The organism is Sutcliffiella horikoshii (assembly GCF_008180725.1).
In the GTDB taxonomy this organism is placed as follows: Bacteria; Bacillota; Bacilli; order Bacillales; family Bacillaceae_I; genus Sutcliffiella_A; species Sutcliffiella_A horikoshii_B.
In genome coordinates this window covers 61,299-75,610 of record NZ_VTEV01000004.1, presented here as the reverse complement: position 1 = coordinate 75,610, position 14,312 = coordinate 61,299, and the positions used below count along the sequence as shown (strand labels likewise).

Sequence of the window (14,312 nt, the reverse complement as noted above, 5' to 3'; positions counted from 1 at the left end):
TTTTTTTTGAAAAATCACTTTCAATTATGATATGGAACATACCCCGACTTTTCTACCAGCAATTGGCCTTCTTCCGATTTAATCCACTCTAAAAATGATGCGAGATTAGGATTGGTTGCAGTTGAGAGATGCACGGCGTAAAACGGACTGACGAACGGATAGGTATCCTTTTGTATAGATTCAATAGAAGGTGCAACTCCGTCCACCTTTAAATGCTTAATCTTATTGTTTTGCACCATCGTTTCCGAGAAGAAGCGGAACGAGAAGCCAATCGCATTTTTCCTATTTTCATAGTCTAGGGTTTCTTTAATAATTCCCCCCATACCTGAAACTCGCTGATCACTAGGTGGATCCATCAACCTTTTGGTTCCCATTACTTTTCGAAGCATCTGTTGGCTCCCACTGTCTTCTGGTCGTTGAAAAGCTAAGATAGGCTCGTCGCTACCACCAAGCTCCTTCCAATTCGTAATCTCACCTGAATAGATTTTTTGGATATCCTCCACGGTAAGATTATTAACAGGATTATCTTTATGTACAAAAAAAACGAATGCTTCTTTTCCAACTGGGGTTAACATCAGCTCCACGTCTCTCGCCTTTGCTTGAGATTGGATAGAGCTTGGAGGTTCTGGAACAAAAATCAGTTCTCTTTCTTCTTTTAGGAGACCAGCCCACGCTCCTGAAGTCTGGGTGGATTGCACTTCACTCATAGAAGAATCATACGCGCCTTCTGGATAAACAGCCTGAGCAAAAGAGGAAAACACAGGGTATAAAGCAGTCGATCCGTCAAGCTTTAATAGAGGTTCTTCTAGCTGCATGGATGCCTCTTTTCCTAAATCCGCAACACGATCATTATTCTGAAATGGTTCATATTGACTTAAATCTACGTCCTGGGTACTCATGATTTTTAAGGAATGGTGATACCAGGCTTTACCGCCTTCGACCGTGACAAAAAGAACAAATATACTAGTCAAACATATAAACGTGTACTTTACGGCTTTTTTAGTAAACTGCCCCCACACCGATAAATTCACGAAAATAAGCAGGGTAAGCACAAATGCTGCTGAAACAAGGCCGTATAGATCCTTACCAGTAGAGATTAATAAAATGATAGTACCGTAAAATCCAAAAAACATAATGGCAATTGAAATAATAAGCGATGTTATAACTCTCATGGTTTCTCCTTTATGAAAATGTTTTGTAAAATCCCTCTATTTCCACTTACTTCCTTTAGGGTAATTTTACACTAAAACAGTAAAAATAACCATAGTTATTTTTATTTTTAGATTATTCACTAGGAAATCCCGCCATTTTTAAAGGGTAACATTCTATTAAGATTTATTACCAACTGAGGGATTGCTTGATTAATATAATCAACCATATCGGCTATCTGCACTAAATAATTCCCATCTTTATCTGGAGGCGGCACAGTTATTGAACTACCAACACCTTTATAAACTTCATTAAAAAGATAAATTCTCTCATTATATTCTTGCTGGATGTAATCCTTATGTTCTTTTCCCATTCCAATTATAATATCGAACTCATCTATTAGTCTCCGATTAAATGAAGTCCTGCTAAATCCATCCGTACTAATGTTTAATTGCCTCATCCTATCAAAATGAATATTAGAAAACGAACTCAAATCACTATCAGCTTTAAATCCCGCTGAAGCAACTATGATATTGGTTATATTGTTTTGTTTTATAAAATGCTTCATACAAAATTCAGCTGTAACACTTCTGGTAAAATTATCTGTACACAGGAACAAGACTCTCACATCAGGGACCCCATTCTATACCTTAATCAAAATCTTGCCTTCATAGTTGCGACTCTCTATTAATTTATGTGCTTGTGCAGCTTCACTTAAATCAAACACCTTGGCAATAGGGAGTGTAATCCTTTCTGAAGCAAAAAGTTCTAAGACCTTCTCTGCTACATCAGCTAATCTTGCAGGATCATGTTTTCTGGTTGTACCTAAGCTAAACCCCTTGATATTTCTACAACTGCTATGAACATCACTTGTTTTAAAGTTGCCTGCTTTTCCACTGCTATTACCAAATTGAACAAGAGTGCCATATAAGGCTAGACACTCTAAGCTTTTACTTGTAACCTCACCGGCAACGGAATCAAAGATAATATTAGCTCCCAAGTTATTGGTTAACTTTAATACTTCCTCAACAAATGATTCATAGGTGCACACAACGTCTGCACCTAGATTTTTCACATAATTTTCTTTATTAAGATTTCCAACTGTTCCGACAATTCTCTTTACACCAGCTAGCTTGGCGAGTTGCACTAGCATGGAACCTACCCCACCTGCTGCACTATGTATTACAATGGTATCCGTTTTTTTCACTTGGCCTATTTCATGGATTAGGATATATGCTAAAATGGATACGGTTGGGGCTGTTGCAGCTTGTTTGAAAGAAAGACTATCTGGAATTTTAAACACCAGTTGTTCATTCGCTACAACATACTCCGCATATGAACCATTTTTCGGAAAAGCTATTACCCGATCGCCCTTTGAGAATGGTGAATCATCGGAAACCTTCTCAATTGTCCCAGCAACATCCAATCCAAGTGTTAATGGAAAATCACCCTTCCCTTTATTACCCATGCGTTTTTTTATATCTGCATAATTTACGCTCGTATATTCTGCTTTTATTAAGACTTCATTTTTGCGAATCTCTGGTAATTCTATTTCTGTATATAAGAGTACATCTGAATTACCAAATTCATTCTGAATGACCGCTTTCATGTTAATCTCCCTTTCAAATTCAATTTACGTATGCAGCCGATCCAAGTCTACTAAAAAATTTGTGACAGTTTTAATGAATCTATCATAATTAGGTATCCATAATTCGTGACCTGAATCTGAGAATTCAACCACGTTCACATTACTCAAATTATTCTTGTATTTTTCTGTAGCTCTCTCCTTTAATAGTGAGTTGTTTGTCCCACCCTTTATAATAAGAACCGGACACTTTATTCTTTTTAGATCTTCCCATAATTCAACTTCTTTTGACTCTTTTTGGATTGCTCTAACGACGTGTTGACGTTCTTCCTTAACAAATCCCTTTGATAAAACCGTATCAACCGATGACTCCGGTATATCAGGATACTTGGCTGGATAATCACATATAATTATTCCTTTTATATGTTCAGGGTAATTAGATGCATGCTTAATGGCGAATGGTACTCCCATAGAGTACGCCATTAAACAATAGCGTTTAAGTTGACTTTCTTTTATCACTGCTTCGATATCTGAGACATGATCTTCCAAGCTATATGCTGAAAGCGGAGCATCGCTTTTCCCATTTCCCCTGAGACTGAGTGACAAACTACGTCTTGGTGATAAAATTCCCATCTCATTCACGAAATGTTCAGCAAATCCCAAAGCTCCAGGAACATATACTAATGGTGTCAGGTCAGGAGAATAATCAGTTGATTCAAGGTAGTGAATGAAAATATCTTTGTTTTTGGAATAACGATCTCTAACTGGCATATTATCTCCCCTTAAAATTTAGAAGTACTTGTACTAGCTGAAGATTCAGCAATAAGTTTTGCCCTCTTTCCCCTTAGTTCAATTGTATATTCCTTATATTCTCTAATGAGACCCTTGCTTCTATGTAACTTCTTATTAGTTTCCAGCTATCAAACTTTTCTTTTTTAAAGGTTTGGAAAAATAAATGTGCAGAATCCATGCTCTAACCTTGTAAAGTCATAGTTGCAGATATAATTACCAATGTCTCATCTGCCCCAAAGGTATAATCGAAATCTTCCAACTCGACTCAGTTTGCAGCTTTATATATACTCCAATAGCCTAATATCCACTTCATCTAAGTAGCCTATTTCTTCTTTTAAGTCCCAAAGCCTTATTTCAGAGGATTCTTCATTTTCTATGAATGGTTGAAGCCTTTCCATTTCTGTAAAATAAACTGGATTGTAAGCAACTTCTCCACTAATTGTTTTTTGGAATTTTAATAACCCCTTAAAATCTAAATCACTTACCATTTGACCAGTTTCCTCAAACAACTCTCTAATCGCACATTCCTTAGGAGTTTCATCGCCTTCTCTACGTCCTGCCGGTAATTCCCATTGTTCACGCCATATGTTGTAACACAAAAGATATTTACCTTTGCATTTTATAACAGCAAAGGAACCGGCTAACGGCAGATAATTATCAATAACTTCCTCAGTCATACTAATGAAATCTAGAAATACTCTTCCATTATTCTTTGTTAGATTCAATAAGATTCCTCCAGATTAGTCCAGTATAATCTCCATTTTTCTACTCTTCGTTGCCATACCAACTGACTCATAAAATTTGATTGCAGAAGAATTTCTTTCTGATACTCCCAATTCAATACTCTCAACATTTAAGCTTCTTCCAAATTCAAAAACATATTGCAAAAGTCTTTTTCCAATACCTTTATTCCTCTTTGTTTCGGCAACACATAAACTGTTTATATATAGTATTTTTCTCGCTTTCACAAATGAATTTTCAATTATATCTTCTTCCTTCATCACAACGATTCCAACTATTTCATTGCCTATGGTTGCCACAAAAATATGCTGCCTGGCATCAGCTAGCTGGCTTTCAAAGAACCCTTGACCAACTGGGGTAGAATTCTCTTTATATAAATCCGGTCTTTCATAGACATGTAATTCATGAACCTGCCTGAATAACGGCAATAAGGAATTGTAATCACTTTTGATAGCTTCTCGAATAGATATGCTCACACTAATCCTACCTCTTTCTATTCTTGAGTCTTTCCCTTTCTTTTTCTTGCTTCTGATTCTACCCTTCTTTTTTCAACCTAATAAAGAATAGACCGCTAACTACTCGGAAAGTGAATAACTGCATCGCTTCCATTACCCACTTTTCCCTGCTTATTTTTACTCTTTCTCGTGAACTTTTACATATACTGTGCCGAACAGGTTATCTCCTACATACGCGTCTAATTTCCACAAGCCGCTTTCAGGAAGAGACATCATAGAAGGTACGTGTTCGTCGGCTCCATTATTTGCCCCACCTAAGGGCCTATCCAATATAGTAAATGATTTTTTATCGTTTTGGTGGGTAGCTGTTACCTTAAATTCACCTTCCAGCTCCTCTTTGTCTCCCCATAGATGCCACATGTATTTTTGTTCTTTGTTTGGGTAAAATCTATCGTTGTTACTATCATCATATATAAAACCAATTCTTCCCTGCTCTCCAATCATCGTAAATCCTCCAGATTCAAAAAGAGCACTTTCCTTCCATTCAGTTTCGGTATCTGTTTTTTCCGAACAACCTAGCAAAAAAGAGGATATAACAACAATCAAACTTAGTAGCAAAAATTGCTTTCTTTCCATCTAATACCTCCTATTTTTTTAATGTTGATTCAACTTCTCAGCTATCTTTTTTAATTCCGCTGCACGCGAAACAATGAATTTTCTCATGTATCTCTCTAAAAACAACTTATCGGCTGCAATGCCAATAATACCGAATGGTGACTGGTATTGGAATTGATCTATCATTAACGTCCCACCATCAGCTTCCAAAAAATGATGCGTGTGGGTAAAAGAATGGAAAGCTCCCTTCACCATAACATCGACAAACTTATGAGGGTGTTCCATTAATGTCACTTTAGCAGTCAACCTTTGTTTTATTCCTAAGTGAATTGCTTCCCAGGTGACAGTATCTCCTTGTTCTAATAAGCCTTCTGTTACTCCGGCAGCAGCTCTTTCCTTTGTTTTAGAAGTGGTCTGAGTATGAATATCTACATTCCTTGCTAGATTAAAACATATTTCAACAGGTGCTTTGATAAATTGACGATGCTCAATCAGAGGCATTGAACTTTCTCCTTTTTACAAATACTTACGAACACTATAATTTCATTTTATGTATTTAATTTTTGTTAGAATCTCTGCAACACACATCGCTATACTTGCATTTAACATTATTAATACAGAAACTATCATTGTTGTATCTTCATAATTAGTAAAAAAATTCATCACAAAAAATATAAAACTTAAGAAAAATACGATAATGCCAAAGGCAAATAAAAACCTATCCATAAACTCACTCCAACCAATTAATGTTCGTCTTTCACTTCCTCCATTTTGCTTAGAATTTACTTCCCAGTAGTTATGGCTGTTTCACTGATAATGGAACTAAGTTTCAAACGGCCCATCCACTTTTCCGATTCACTTAAACTTTTAGTAATTCCATTTATTTCTTCGTGGTATTCTAAACCTTCACAAGGAGCGTAACCGATTTCTAGGTTTGCAATTCTATGTACAATCATCGCCCATTCGGCATCCGTCATTTTTTCTTTCGAATGTTTATTTATATATTCCGCACTACTCCTGGAAAACAAGCAGGAACCAGCTGTTATATCAACATTCATTCCTAACTCAAGAGAACAAATTTTGTTTGTAATATTTTCTGTTTCAATCCATTCCACCGGGTGTGTTTCCATAGCTCTTTCTGAACGTCCTAAAATAAGGTAGTCGCAGTTCGGTAGATTAGAGATTAATAGTTTCAGCTCTTCCAAATGGTTTACTCCCCAAGTTAGAAGTCTGTCCAGGTCGCAATAATGATAATAATCACTGTGACCCGTGAGTCCGAACTTGACCACTTCTCTTCTCGCTGCAGCTGCTCCTTTTTTTGGAATTATTTTTACTTTAAAGTTGCTTTTTTGAACTTGTTCCAAAAGCCTAATGGAGGATTCATCACTTATCGTTATATATAGATCTGAATAGGTGTCCTCCAATTCTTTTTGTAATTCTTTAAATAGCTTAATATTTTTTCCCAATGGATCGTGTGTAACTGTTAAAAGAGCAATATTTGGCAATATATTCACCTCAAATTTCAATTAAAAAAAACCGTTCATTTTACTAAACGTTTATACACATCCCTCATATATCCTCTGCAAAAAAGCGAGTTCTTTGGCTTAAGAGCAATGAGAATTGAATTAATGATATCTGAGGCAGAAATCAACGTGCTGAACCAACTAATAAGTAATAAGATTAAATTTAGATCTCCAGAAACATAGAAAGATAGAATGAAAGGCACAACTGATAATACAATAAAAGGTAAGCTCATAAAGGAGTCCATACTGTCAAATCCAAACTCACTTGTGGTAAATGCCGAAACCATAATATCATAGCCGTTCACCTTCCTCGCCGCTCCTAATAGAGTTAATGGAAGACCTTTCTAATCTTGAATATTTTTTTCTTTATTTTGAATGTATATCTGCTGTAATGTTGAGTGAATATTATTTAAACTTAAAAAGATAAACGATAACATAATAAAAGTTACTATCTCACCCGTAAAAAAAGACACTACCCCAATAATTATAAAATAAAATCTATACCACCAATTCATTTATTCGCTCCTTAAGTAAGACTTCTTTATTTTTTTATTACTCTATTAACCGTCCGTTTTTATTAACCACCAAGTTCATTATTTCATATAATCCATAACTAACTTATAGCACCTTTCTTCTGTAAGTTTTGCTAGCACAGCCACGTATTCCAGGTGCTCTTGCGTACCACCTTTATACTTTAGAGATGCTTCCAATGCACTATCATCTCGATAGGTTATCCAGTTCCTTTGTTCTTCTCTTAACTCGTCCATCTCTTCAGAAGGAAGTTGTGCCTCTAAGACGCCATAAATCTCATTTAATAATTTATCCCATAGTTCCCATCGATCATTTTCCATTTTTTTTAAAGCGTATGTCGATGAATCTGTTGCTTCCAATTCTTCCGCTTCTTTTTTCGTATATTCTAATTGTTGGAGATATTTTTCTTTTACACTTATAGCATCTTCTTCAGCAGTTTCATCAATTGATGTATCAACTTTTTCGTTTGTTTCATTATTATCTTCAAGGTCTTCCTTAGAGTCTTTATTTAAATCCTTTTCAGTTGTTACTTCACTTATAGAACTTTGATTTGTATATTGCGCAGTGTCTAACTCATCAATTAATAGGAAGACCCTTGAATACATTTCTTTAAGATGTTCATTATTTTTAATGTCATTGTGCAGACCAAATCCCCAATGTTTCAAAGTATCATCTTCCTTTGAGGTAAGAATACCAACAGCATAACTCCTGCCAGCTGTCCATTCGGATGTTTTGTCGTATTGCCAATCTTTTTCCGTAAAAAAAGCAAAATTGTCAGTTCCAATAAAGAAAAATGGAATGGTTGATTCTGAATAAACTTCTGCGTATTGGTCTTCAGCAGCTTCTGAAAGGTTATTCTCGGTAATAATAACCGCATCATATGAGGTCAGATTTTCAGGTGTCATTTCATCAAAAGAAATTTCAGTAAATATCACTTGTTCTTCTTTAACTTCTGGTGGCTCTCCAATCACTGCTATGTCTAATTTTTTTCCTTCGTACATTTTAAAATCTACATTCTGAGTACAAGCTGTTACTACAATTACTATTACCATAAAAATTACAGATATAGTAAAAGTTTTTAATATTTTTCTCATAATCAACTGACCTCCCCAATCCCATACTTCATAGCTACCACCAACGAATTTTCTTATTATTCTTCTCCCTTTTTTATGGTTATTAGTTTTAACATGACAAAATGAATCAGTGCAATAGTAAGTAAATAGTCTCTATAGGCCTCGTTTGTTCCTCCGAATAACGGAACAACCGCATAAAAGAATACAAATGAAACCATTATTAACAAGAGAACATAGTATTCCATTTTCAGTTCCATTTTTTCTCCCCCTAGAAACAGCATTAAATAAAACTCAAATCAATCATCTCAAATTCCCAGTATTTCCACAATAAGTAATTGAGGTTATATTAGATCTTCTAAACCATTCCCCCAAACCTGCTGTTACGGATTTGAATATTTTTCATTCTAATACTAAGATTGTAACTCTTCAGTAACTCTTCTCTTTTACACTACAATTATCAATTTAAAGGAGTTGGTTTCCTTATATGTCAGGTAAACGTTTGTGGCTGATGTCGCTTGCTTTGGTATTGGTTTGTGCAAGTACTCTGTTTCCAGGTTCCTACTCTGCTTCAGGTCAGTTAATAAACGGTTCATACGGTGGCAAACCTTATAAACTGTATGTTCCAAATGGGTACGATTCTAATAAAAGCTATCCTTTATATGTCATGCTTCATGGGTGCACACAGGATGCCAGTCAATTTTCTACAGGAACTAAGATGAACGCACTTGCAGATGAGAAAAAATTCTTAGTTCTATATCCGGAACAAACAAGTAGCGGGAACTCAAATAAGTGCTGGAACTGGTTTGAAACAGCACATCAGTCTCGGGGAAGTGGGGAGCCTGCTATCATTGCGAACATGGTAAATACAATAAAGAATAATTATTCAATTCAGGAGAATCAAGTGTATGTAGCTGGACTTTCAGCAGGTGCTGCCATGAGTGTCATCATGGGGGCCACTTATCCTGATCTCTTTTCTGGTATTGGTGTCGGGGCAGGTCTTGAATATAAAGCAGCTACAAGTATGACCGGTGCATTTACAGCCATGTCAAGCGGCGGTCCAAGTCCAAATCAGCAGGGAAATGCTGCCTATCTGGCAATGGGAAGTCGTGCAAAAGTATTACCCGTCATTGTCTTTCATGGAACCTCCGACTATACAGTCTATCCTATTAATGGTGATCAGGTTATATCACAATGGTCTATCACAAATGATTTGGCCCAGAACGGAACAAATGATAGTTGGATTGATGACCAGCCTGAGCGAACAGAGAATCTAACTGTAACAGGAGGGAAAAATTATAGTGTCAGTGATTACGAAGGTGGGGACGGAAATGTCTGGATGAAAAAGGTCACCGTCCAAAGCATGGGGCATGCCTGGTCCGGCGGCAGTTCACAAGGTAGCTATACTGACCCTCAAGGTCCTGATGCAAGCCGAATGATGTGGGAGTTCTTTAACTCTTTTACTAGCGACGGTGGTGGCGAAAGTGATACAACTGCTCCGATTACCTTTGCCAATCCAAAAGGAGGGACGTATAACCAATCTGTACAGGTAGAACTACAAGTAAATGAAGAAGCTTCTACTTTTTACACAACTGATGGCTCAGAGCCAACTATTCAATCTGAATTATATACCGAACCGATTCAACTCACAGAGGATACTACTCTTAGATTTTTCAGTCGTGATTCATCAGGGAATTCTGAGACTATTAAGCAGGAAATCTATGTGATTGACGAATCAGCTCCTCCCAGTGAAGGCATTACAATTCCTTCACTCTCGTTGGAAGATGGATTTGTTGGGCAACTCACAGCTGATGGTAAAGGAACAGGTGACATCAAAGTTGGCGATAAAGGAATGTACAACATAGACACATATAGAGGCATTCTATCGTTCGATACGGGCGGTCTGGGGCAAACAATCATTGATTCTGCAGTCATCCGCCTATACACTAAAACACTCACAGGTACAGTTTCATCAATTCAAGTCGATATCAAAAATGGAACCTTTGGTAGTGCGGCGATTGAACAAAGCGATTATTCGGCTATTGCAAGCCTGAATAACATTGCAAGTAATCCATCACCCACTGCATCTGGATACATTGATTTGGTTCTTTCTGCAAGCGCATTATCAGAAATTAATAAAAGTGGGAAAACTCAATTCAGATTGAAAGCTGCAACCACTCCAGGCTTCCATCAAAATCAAGTAGAGTTTCATGGGGGAGGAAATGATGCACAGTCTCCTGTTTTAATTATCAATGGGCAAACAAATTGATGTTAAAGCTATATATCCTTAAATAACCATTCCCCTTAAATGACCAACTTAGAAAACGATTAGTGGGCCAATCACTAGTCGTTTTCTTAATATACAGCTACTCTTACTTTAATTTGTCCCTATTGGTTATAACACTTCTTAAGTATGACTCCCATAGTGTTGTAAATAATTATGCATTATCTTCTCTGACCCTACCACATCTCAATTATGCAGAGATGTTATACCTCTGAGACCATAGCTCTCAAATTACTAAATATGCCAGATTCTTATCAAAAGTACTTAAAGTTTAATCCCAAATAAATCAAACTTGAAACGGCAATAAATCCAATGAAAAAGAATACTTTATATCTGGTAGACCAATTCTTCATCCAACCCCATCTTTTTCTGTCTGTGTCCAGCCAATAGTAATCGATGAAAATTGTTAAAATAAGAATAAGAAAGATTAAAAAAGAATTCATTAGCTTACCACACTCCTAATAAGCCATTGTATGTTAATACAGAGATTCACAAGAAATTCTAACCTTACCCCTTTCTTTCAGTAGATATACCGTTTCTTTCTTTCATCATTTCTAACTCAATTTGTTTCTCTTTCAAATCAATTTCTCTTAATTTTTCCTTATGTTTCAATCCATTTTTATGAGCGTAATACATTAGTGAAAATGCAACGATTAACGGTAACCATAGCCATTCCAACATTATTCCCCCCTCTCGTCCTTTAACTAAAATGTAATAGCATTTATACCTGATTATTACTTCCTTAGTTTTTTAGTGGGTGATTATTTATTTAGTTCCATCCCATATACTTTAAATATCCTTTAATTTCTTTTAAAAAATAGGCTCTGTTAAAGCATATTGTTGATTTTTGCAGCAACCTAGCTGTTGATTGAAGCAATAGGCGAAGACTCCTCGAAAATGCTACGCATTTTCTTCGTGCGATGTTTCGCTGTCGAAGCCTTCCTTGTCCTGAGGGAGATAGCGTTTAGGGGAGACCCTGCAGGCGCTTTTCCGAGGAGGCTCCCCAAACGCCCCTAGGAAAGCGAAGCCTATTTTGTAAATCAACAGTGGTGTTTAACAGAGCCAAAAAATAAAATAGTAACTTGGAACTAAATTTACCGGATAACTCTTTCATGTCCTTCGATCCTCTTCTTTGCCATCTCTGCCCAATAGCTTAATACCAATTATTTCAAACCTTGAATATTTACTCAAGGTATTTTCCATAAAAAAGAAGCTTACCATTTTAGGACAAGCTCCTGATTGCTGTAGATGTTAATGACCCCTGTGAAATACCGTGGTCATTTAATAGTTGCATTAACTGCTGTGAATGACACATATTAAGATATATTAAGGAAAACATATATTTATCGATACTATAAGAAATTTGATAATATGTTGGTTTTTCATGGGAACTAAGGTGATTCCATCTAATTAATAAAGTGGGGCTTACATAATGACACAACGCTTTGAAAAGTATACTCTTAGATTTTTATTGGTACTCGGACTAATTATGTTTATAAATTTAATCAAGAAGCCTCCTACTAAAGATTGGTTATTAATTTTCTTGTTTAAAGGGTTTATCTCATCTATACTTGACAAAATCATTGTCACAAAAAATAAAATAGTGTATCCTGTAAAGTTATTTAAATCGTTTGATATTAGTTTTATTTTTGACTATTTACTGTTTCCAGTTGTATGTGTTTACTATAACCAGGTTACTAAGACATCCAGTATTTTGTGGATTATCATTAAGATATTTTACTTCAGTGTACCAATGACTTTACTCGAATACTTTTTTGAGAAGCGTACCAATCTCATTAAATTTAATAGGGGTTGGAATATTTATCACAGTTTTATAACTTTAAATGTTACTTTCCTCATTTCTAGAGCATTTATTGCATTAGTTAGAAGTGCTGATAATACGCAAGTCTGATAAAATTAGATTTTTTCTTAAAGTGTTGGAAACTCATTTATGTTTATATGTTCGATTCCTCACTGACATAAGTTTGATAATCGAAGCTACCTTTATTAACAATATAACCATGCACTTTTACCTTACTTGGAATTAAAGGGTTCTTCTTTATGAACCCTATATTACTTTGAATTATATTCTCTACATTGCTTGACCCACTTAGCCATTTCATTACATCATTGCTTCCTACAGCTTTAATATAATTGAGGGTTTCGATCACTTCTACATTTACCCCTTCTTCTTCCATGGGAGCATAAAGATTTTCTGGATTAATGGTGAATGTTTTGTCGTATTTATCCACAATAATATAAATATCTTCTATTTTTTCCAGATAAACAGACAGGATTATATTCCTCATAAGAGAACTATAGCCTTGTGATATTTCTGCTCCGTAGCTATTGATAATAAGTAAGTCTTCTAATTTTCTTTTTGTAATGTCTGGAAAATAACTTTCTACTTCTCTATCTAACCCTGTCAAAACTAATGCTTTCTTGATTCTCCCCATGATAGTACCTCCTAATTAAGTAATTTAGCTATTTCAAAGTATAATGGGATTCCTATAATTAAATTTAATGGGAAAGTTACACCTAACGATAACCCCAAATAAATAGAAGGATTTGCTTCTGGTACCGATGTTTTTAATGCGGCTGGGGCTGCTATATATGAAGCACTGCCTGCTAATACCCCCATCAATGTAGCTCCACCTAGTGATAATCCTATACTGCTTCCAATAAAAACTCCTATTGTCCCCAAAAACAAAGGGGCACTTAACGCAAATAGTAAAAGCTTTACTCCCTGCTGCCTTACTTCAGGTAACCGTTGCCCGGCTATTAGTCCCATATTTAATAAGAAAAGAATAAGAACACTATTATATAAATCCATGAACAAAGGTTTCACCATTGGAATAATCTCTTCTCCAAGAGCTAAACCGATTAATAAGCTACCAAGTAAAAGCAAGATACTCTTACCAAAAAGACTTTCCTTAATAACTTCTTTATCAAATACTTTAATGGATGCTGGCATAAACCCTATGCTGTGATTGGGTACATTTAACGCAGTATGGTTTTTTTCCATTACTTTCATCAAAAAGATAGAAACCAAGATTGCAGGGCTTTCCATTAATACAACCATTGCATTCATAAATCCTTCATAGTCAGTATCACTGCTATCGAGAAAGGAAACGGCAGCCCCATACGTAACAATGCTAATAGAGCCATAGGTGGCTGCAAGACCAATAGAGTTTTTAAAATCCATCTTTATCAAACGCATAATAAATAGGATGAAAATTGGGATCATCCCCCCTAAAAGCAGCGTTGCTAAAATGGGTGTAATAACAGACTGAAGGGAATATTGAGATAGTTCAATTCCTCCTTTGAGCCCAATGGCAATTAGAAGATAAATGCTCAAACCTTCACTTAGTCCATTAGGAAACTTTAAATCTGATTTAAAAATTGCTGCTAAGAGTCCTAAAACAAAGAATAGGACGACAGGTGATAATAAGTTTTGCACAATAATTTCTGACATTGCAGTCTTCCCTCCTTCATTTGATTCAATAAAAAAAACCGACAAATCCAGAAGAATAGCCGTTTAAAGCCATCTCTTCATCAAATTTGTCG

At 35.8% G+C, this 14,312-nt stretch carries 18 protein-coding genes; 2 read left to right on the top strand and 16 right to left on the bottom strand.

Annotation, left to right across the window (positions count from 1 at the left end; genetic code table 11):
• Positions 1 to 20: 20 nt before the first annotated feature.
• From FZC76_RS10285 to FZC76_RS10225, 12 genes are all read right to left on the bottom strand, one after another.
• The gene (locus FZC76_RS10285; protein WP_148988109.1) at positions 21 to 1,172 is read right to left on the bottom strand and encodes a PstS family phosphate ABC transporter substrate-binding protein; all 1,152 of its coding nucleotides are present in this window, start codon (positions 1,170 to 1,172) and stop codon (positions 21 to 23) included.
• 119 nt (positions 1,173 to 1,291) lie between these two features.
• Positions 1,292 to 1,777, bottom strand: coding sequence for an arsenate reductase/protein-tyrosine-phosphatase family protein (locus FZC76_RS10280; RefSeq protein WP_148988108.1), 486 nt, complete (start codon positions 1,775 to 1,777; stop codon positions 1,292 to 1,294).
• A 15-nt stretch (positions 1,778 to 1,792) separates the two neighbouring features.
• A complete protein-coding gene (locus tag FZC76_RS10275) occupies positions 1,793 to 2,758 on the bottom strand; it encodes a quinone oxidoreductase family protein (RefSeq protein ID WP_148988107.1) in 966 nt (321 codons plus the stop codon).
• A gap of 24 nt (positions 2,759 to 2,782) precedes the next feature.
• Positions 2,783 to 3,505: an alpha/beta fold hydrolase gene (locus tag FZC76_RS10270; protein WP_148988106.1), complete on the bottom strand. Its 723-nt coding sequence runs from the start codon at positions 3,503 to 3,505 to the stop codon at positions 2,783 to 2,785.
• Positions 3,506 to 3,804: 299 nt separating this feature from the next.
• The gene (locus tag FZC76_RS10265; protein ID WP_187442032.1) at positions 3,805 to 4,251 is read right to left on the bottom strand and encodes an NUDIX domain-containing protein; all 447 of its coding nucleotides are present in this window, start codon (positions 4,249 to 4,251) and stop codon (positions 3,805 to 3,807) included.
• 15 nt (positions 4,252 to 4,266) lie between these two features.
• Complete coding sequence (locus FZC76_RS10260) at positions 4,267 to 4,743, bottom strand: GNAT family N-acetyltransferase (RefSeq protein ID WP_148988105.1); 477 nt, start codon at positions 4,741 to 4,743, stop codon at positions 4,267 to 4,269.
• A 156-nt stretch (positions 4,744 to 4,899) separates the two neighbouring features.
• A complete protein-coding gene (locus FZC76_RS10255) occupies positions 4,900 to 5,358 on the bottom strand; it encodes a hypothetical protein (protein ID WP_148988104.1) in 459 nt (152 codons plus the stop codon).
• 18 nt (positions 5,359 to 5,376) lie between these two features.
• Complete coding sequence (locus FZC76_RS10250) at positions 5,377 to 5,838, bottom strand: SRPBCC family protein (RefSeq protein ID WP_148988103.1); 462 nt, start codon at positions 5,836 to 5,838, stop codon at positions 5,377 to 5,379.
• Positions 5,839 to 6,119: 281 nt separating this feature from the next.
• A complete protein-coding gene (locus tag FZC76_RS10240; protein ID WP_148988101.1) occupies positions 6,120 to 6,842 on the bottom strand; it encodes a hypothetical protein in 723 nt (240 codons plus the stop codon).
• Positions 6,843 to 6,877: 35 nt separating this feature from the next.
• Positions 6,878 to 7,147: a DUF3267 domain-containing protein gene (locus FZC76_RS10235; RefSeq protein WP_262372567.1), complete on the bottom strand. Its 270-nt coding sequence runs from the start codon at positions 7,145 to 7,147 to the stop codon at positions 6,878 to 6,880.
• Between the two features lie 306 nt (positions 7,148 to 7,453).
• Complete coding sequence (locus tag FZC76_RS23455) at positions 7,454 to 8,485, bottom strand: lysozyme inhibitor LprI family protein (protein WP_262372536.1); 1,032 nt, start codon at positions 8,483 to 8,485, stop codon at positions 7,454 to 7,456.
• 56 nt (positions 8,486 to 8,541) lie between these two features.
• A complete protein-coding gene (locus FZC76_RS10225; RefSeq protein WP_148988100.1) occupies positions 8,542 to 8,721 on the bottom strand; it encodes a hypothetical protein in 180 nt (59 codons plus the stop codon).
• A gap of 227 nt (positions 8,722 to 8,948) precedes the next feature.
• Between FZC76_RS10225 and FZC76_RS10220 the strand changes: the two genes are divergently transcribed.
• A complete protein-coding gene (locus tag FZC76_RS10220) occupies positions 8,949 to 10,730 on the top strand; it encodes an extracellular catalytic domain type 1 short-chain-length polyhydroxyalkanoate depolymerase (RefSeq protein ID WP_262372534.1) in 1,782 nt (593 codons plus the stop codon).
• A 269-nt stretch (positions 10,731 to 10,999) separates the two neighbouring features.
• On the opposite strand, the gene FZC76_RS10215 is transcribed toward FZC76_RS10220, so the two are convergent.
• Together FZC76_RS10215 and FZC76_RS23010 are read right to left on the bottom strand one after the other, a co-directional pair.
• The gene (locus FZC76_RS10215; RefSeq protein WP_148988099.1) at positions 11,000 to 11,188 is read right to left on the bottom strand and encodes a hypothetical protein; all 189 of its coding nucleotides are present in this window, start codon (positions 11,186 to 11,188) and stop codon (positions 11,000 to 11,002) included.
• Positions 11,189 to 11,252: 64 nt separating this feature from the next.
• Positions 11,253 to 11,426, bottom strand: coding sequence for a hypothetical protein (locus FZC76_RS23010; protein ID WP_187442031.1), 174 nt, complete (start codon positions 11,424 to 11,426; stop codon positions 11,253 to 11,255).
• A 751-nt stretch (positions 11,427 to 12,177) separates the two neighbouring features.
• Between FZC76_RS23010 and FZC76_RS23685 the strand changes: the two genes are divergently transcribed.
• Complete coding sequence (locus FZC76_RS23685; protein WP_392396830.1) at positions 12,178 to 12,657, top strand: CBO0543 family protein; 480 nt, start codon at positions 12,178 to 12,180, stop codon at positions 12,655 to 12,657.
• Between the two features lie 43 nt (positions 12,658 to 12,700).
• Here FZC76_RS23685 and FZC76_RS10210 read toward each other — a convergent pair whose 3' ends face one another.
• Together FZC76_RS10210 and FZC76_RS10205 are read right to left on the bottom strand one after the other, a co-directional pair.
• On the bottom strand, positions 12,701 to 13,201 hold the full coding sequence (locus FZC76_RS10210; protein ID WP_148988098.1) for a carbonic anhydrase: 501 nt from the start codon (positions 13,199 to 13,201) through the stop codon (positions 12,701 to 12,703).
• Positions 13,202 to 13,212: 11 nt separating this feature from the next.
• On the bottom strand, positions 13,213 to 14,220 hold the full coding sequence (locus tag FZC76_RS10205) for a sodium-dependent bicarbonate transport family permease (protein WP_148988097.1): 1,008 nt from the start codon (positions 14,218 to 14,220) through the stop codon (positions 13,213 to 13,215).
• Positions 14,221 to 14,312 lie beyond the last annotated feature (92 nt).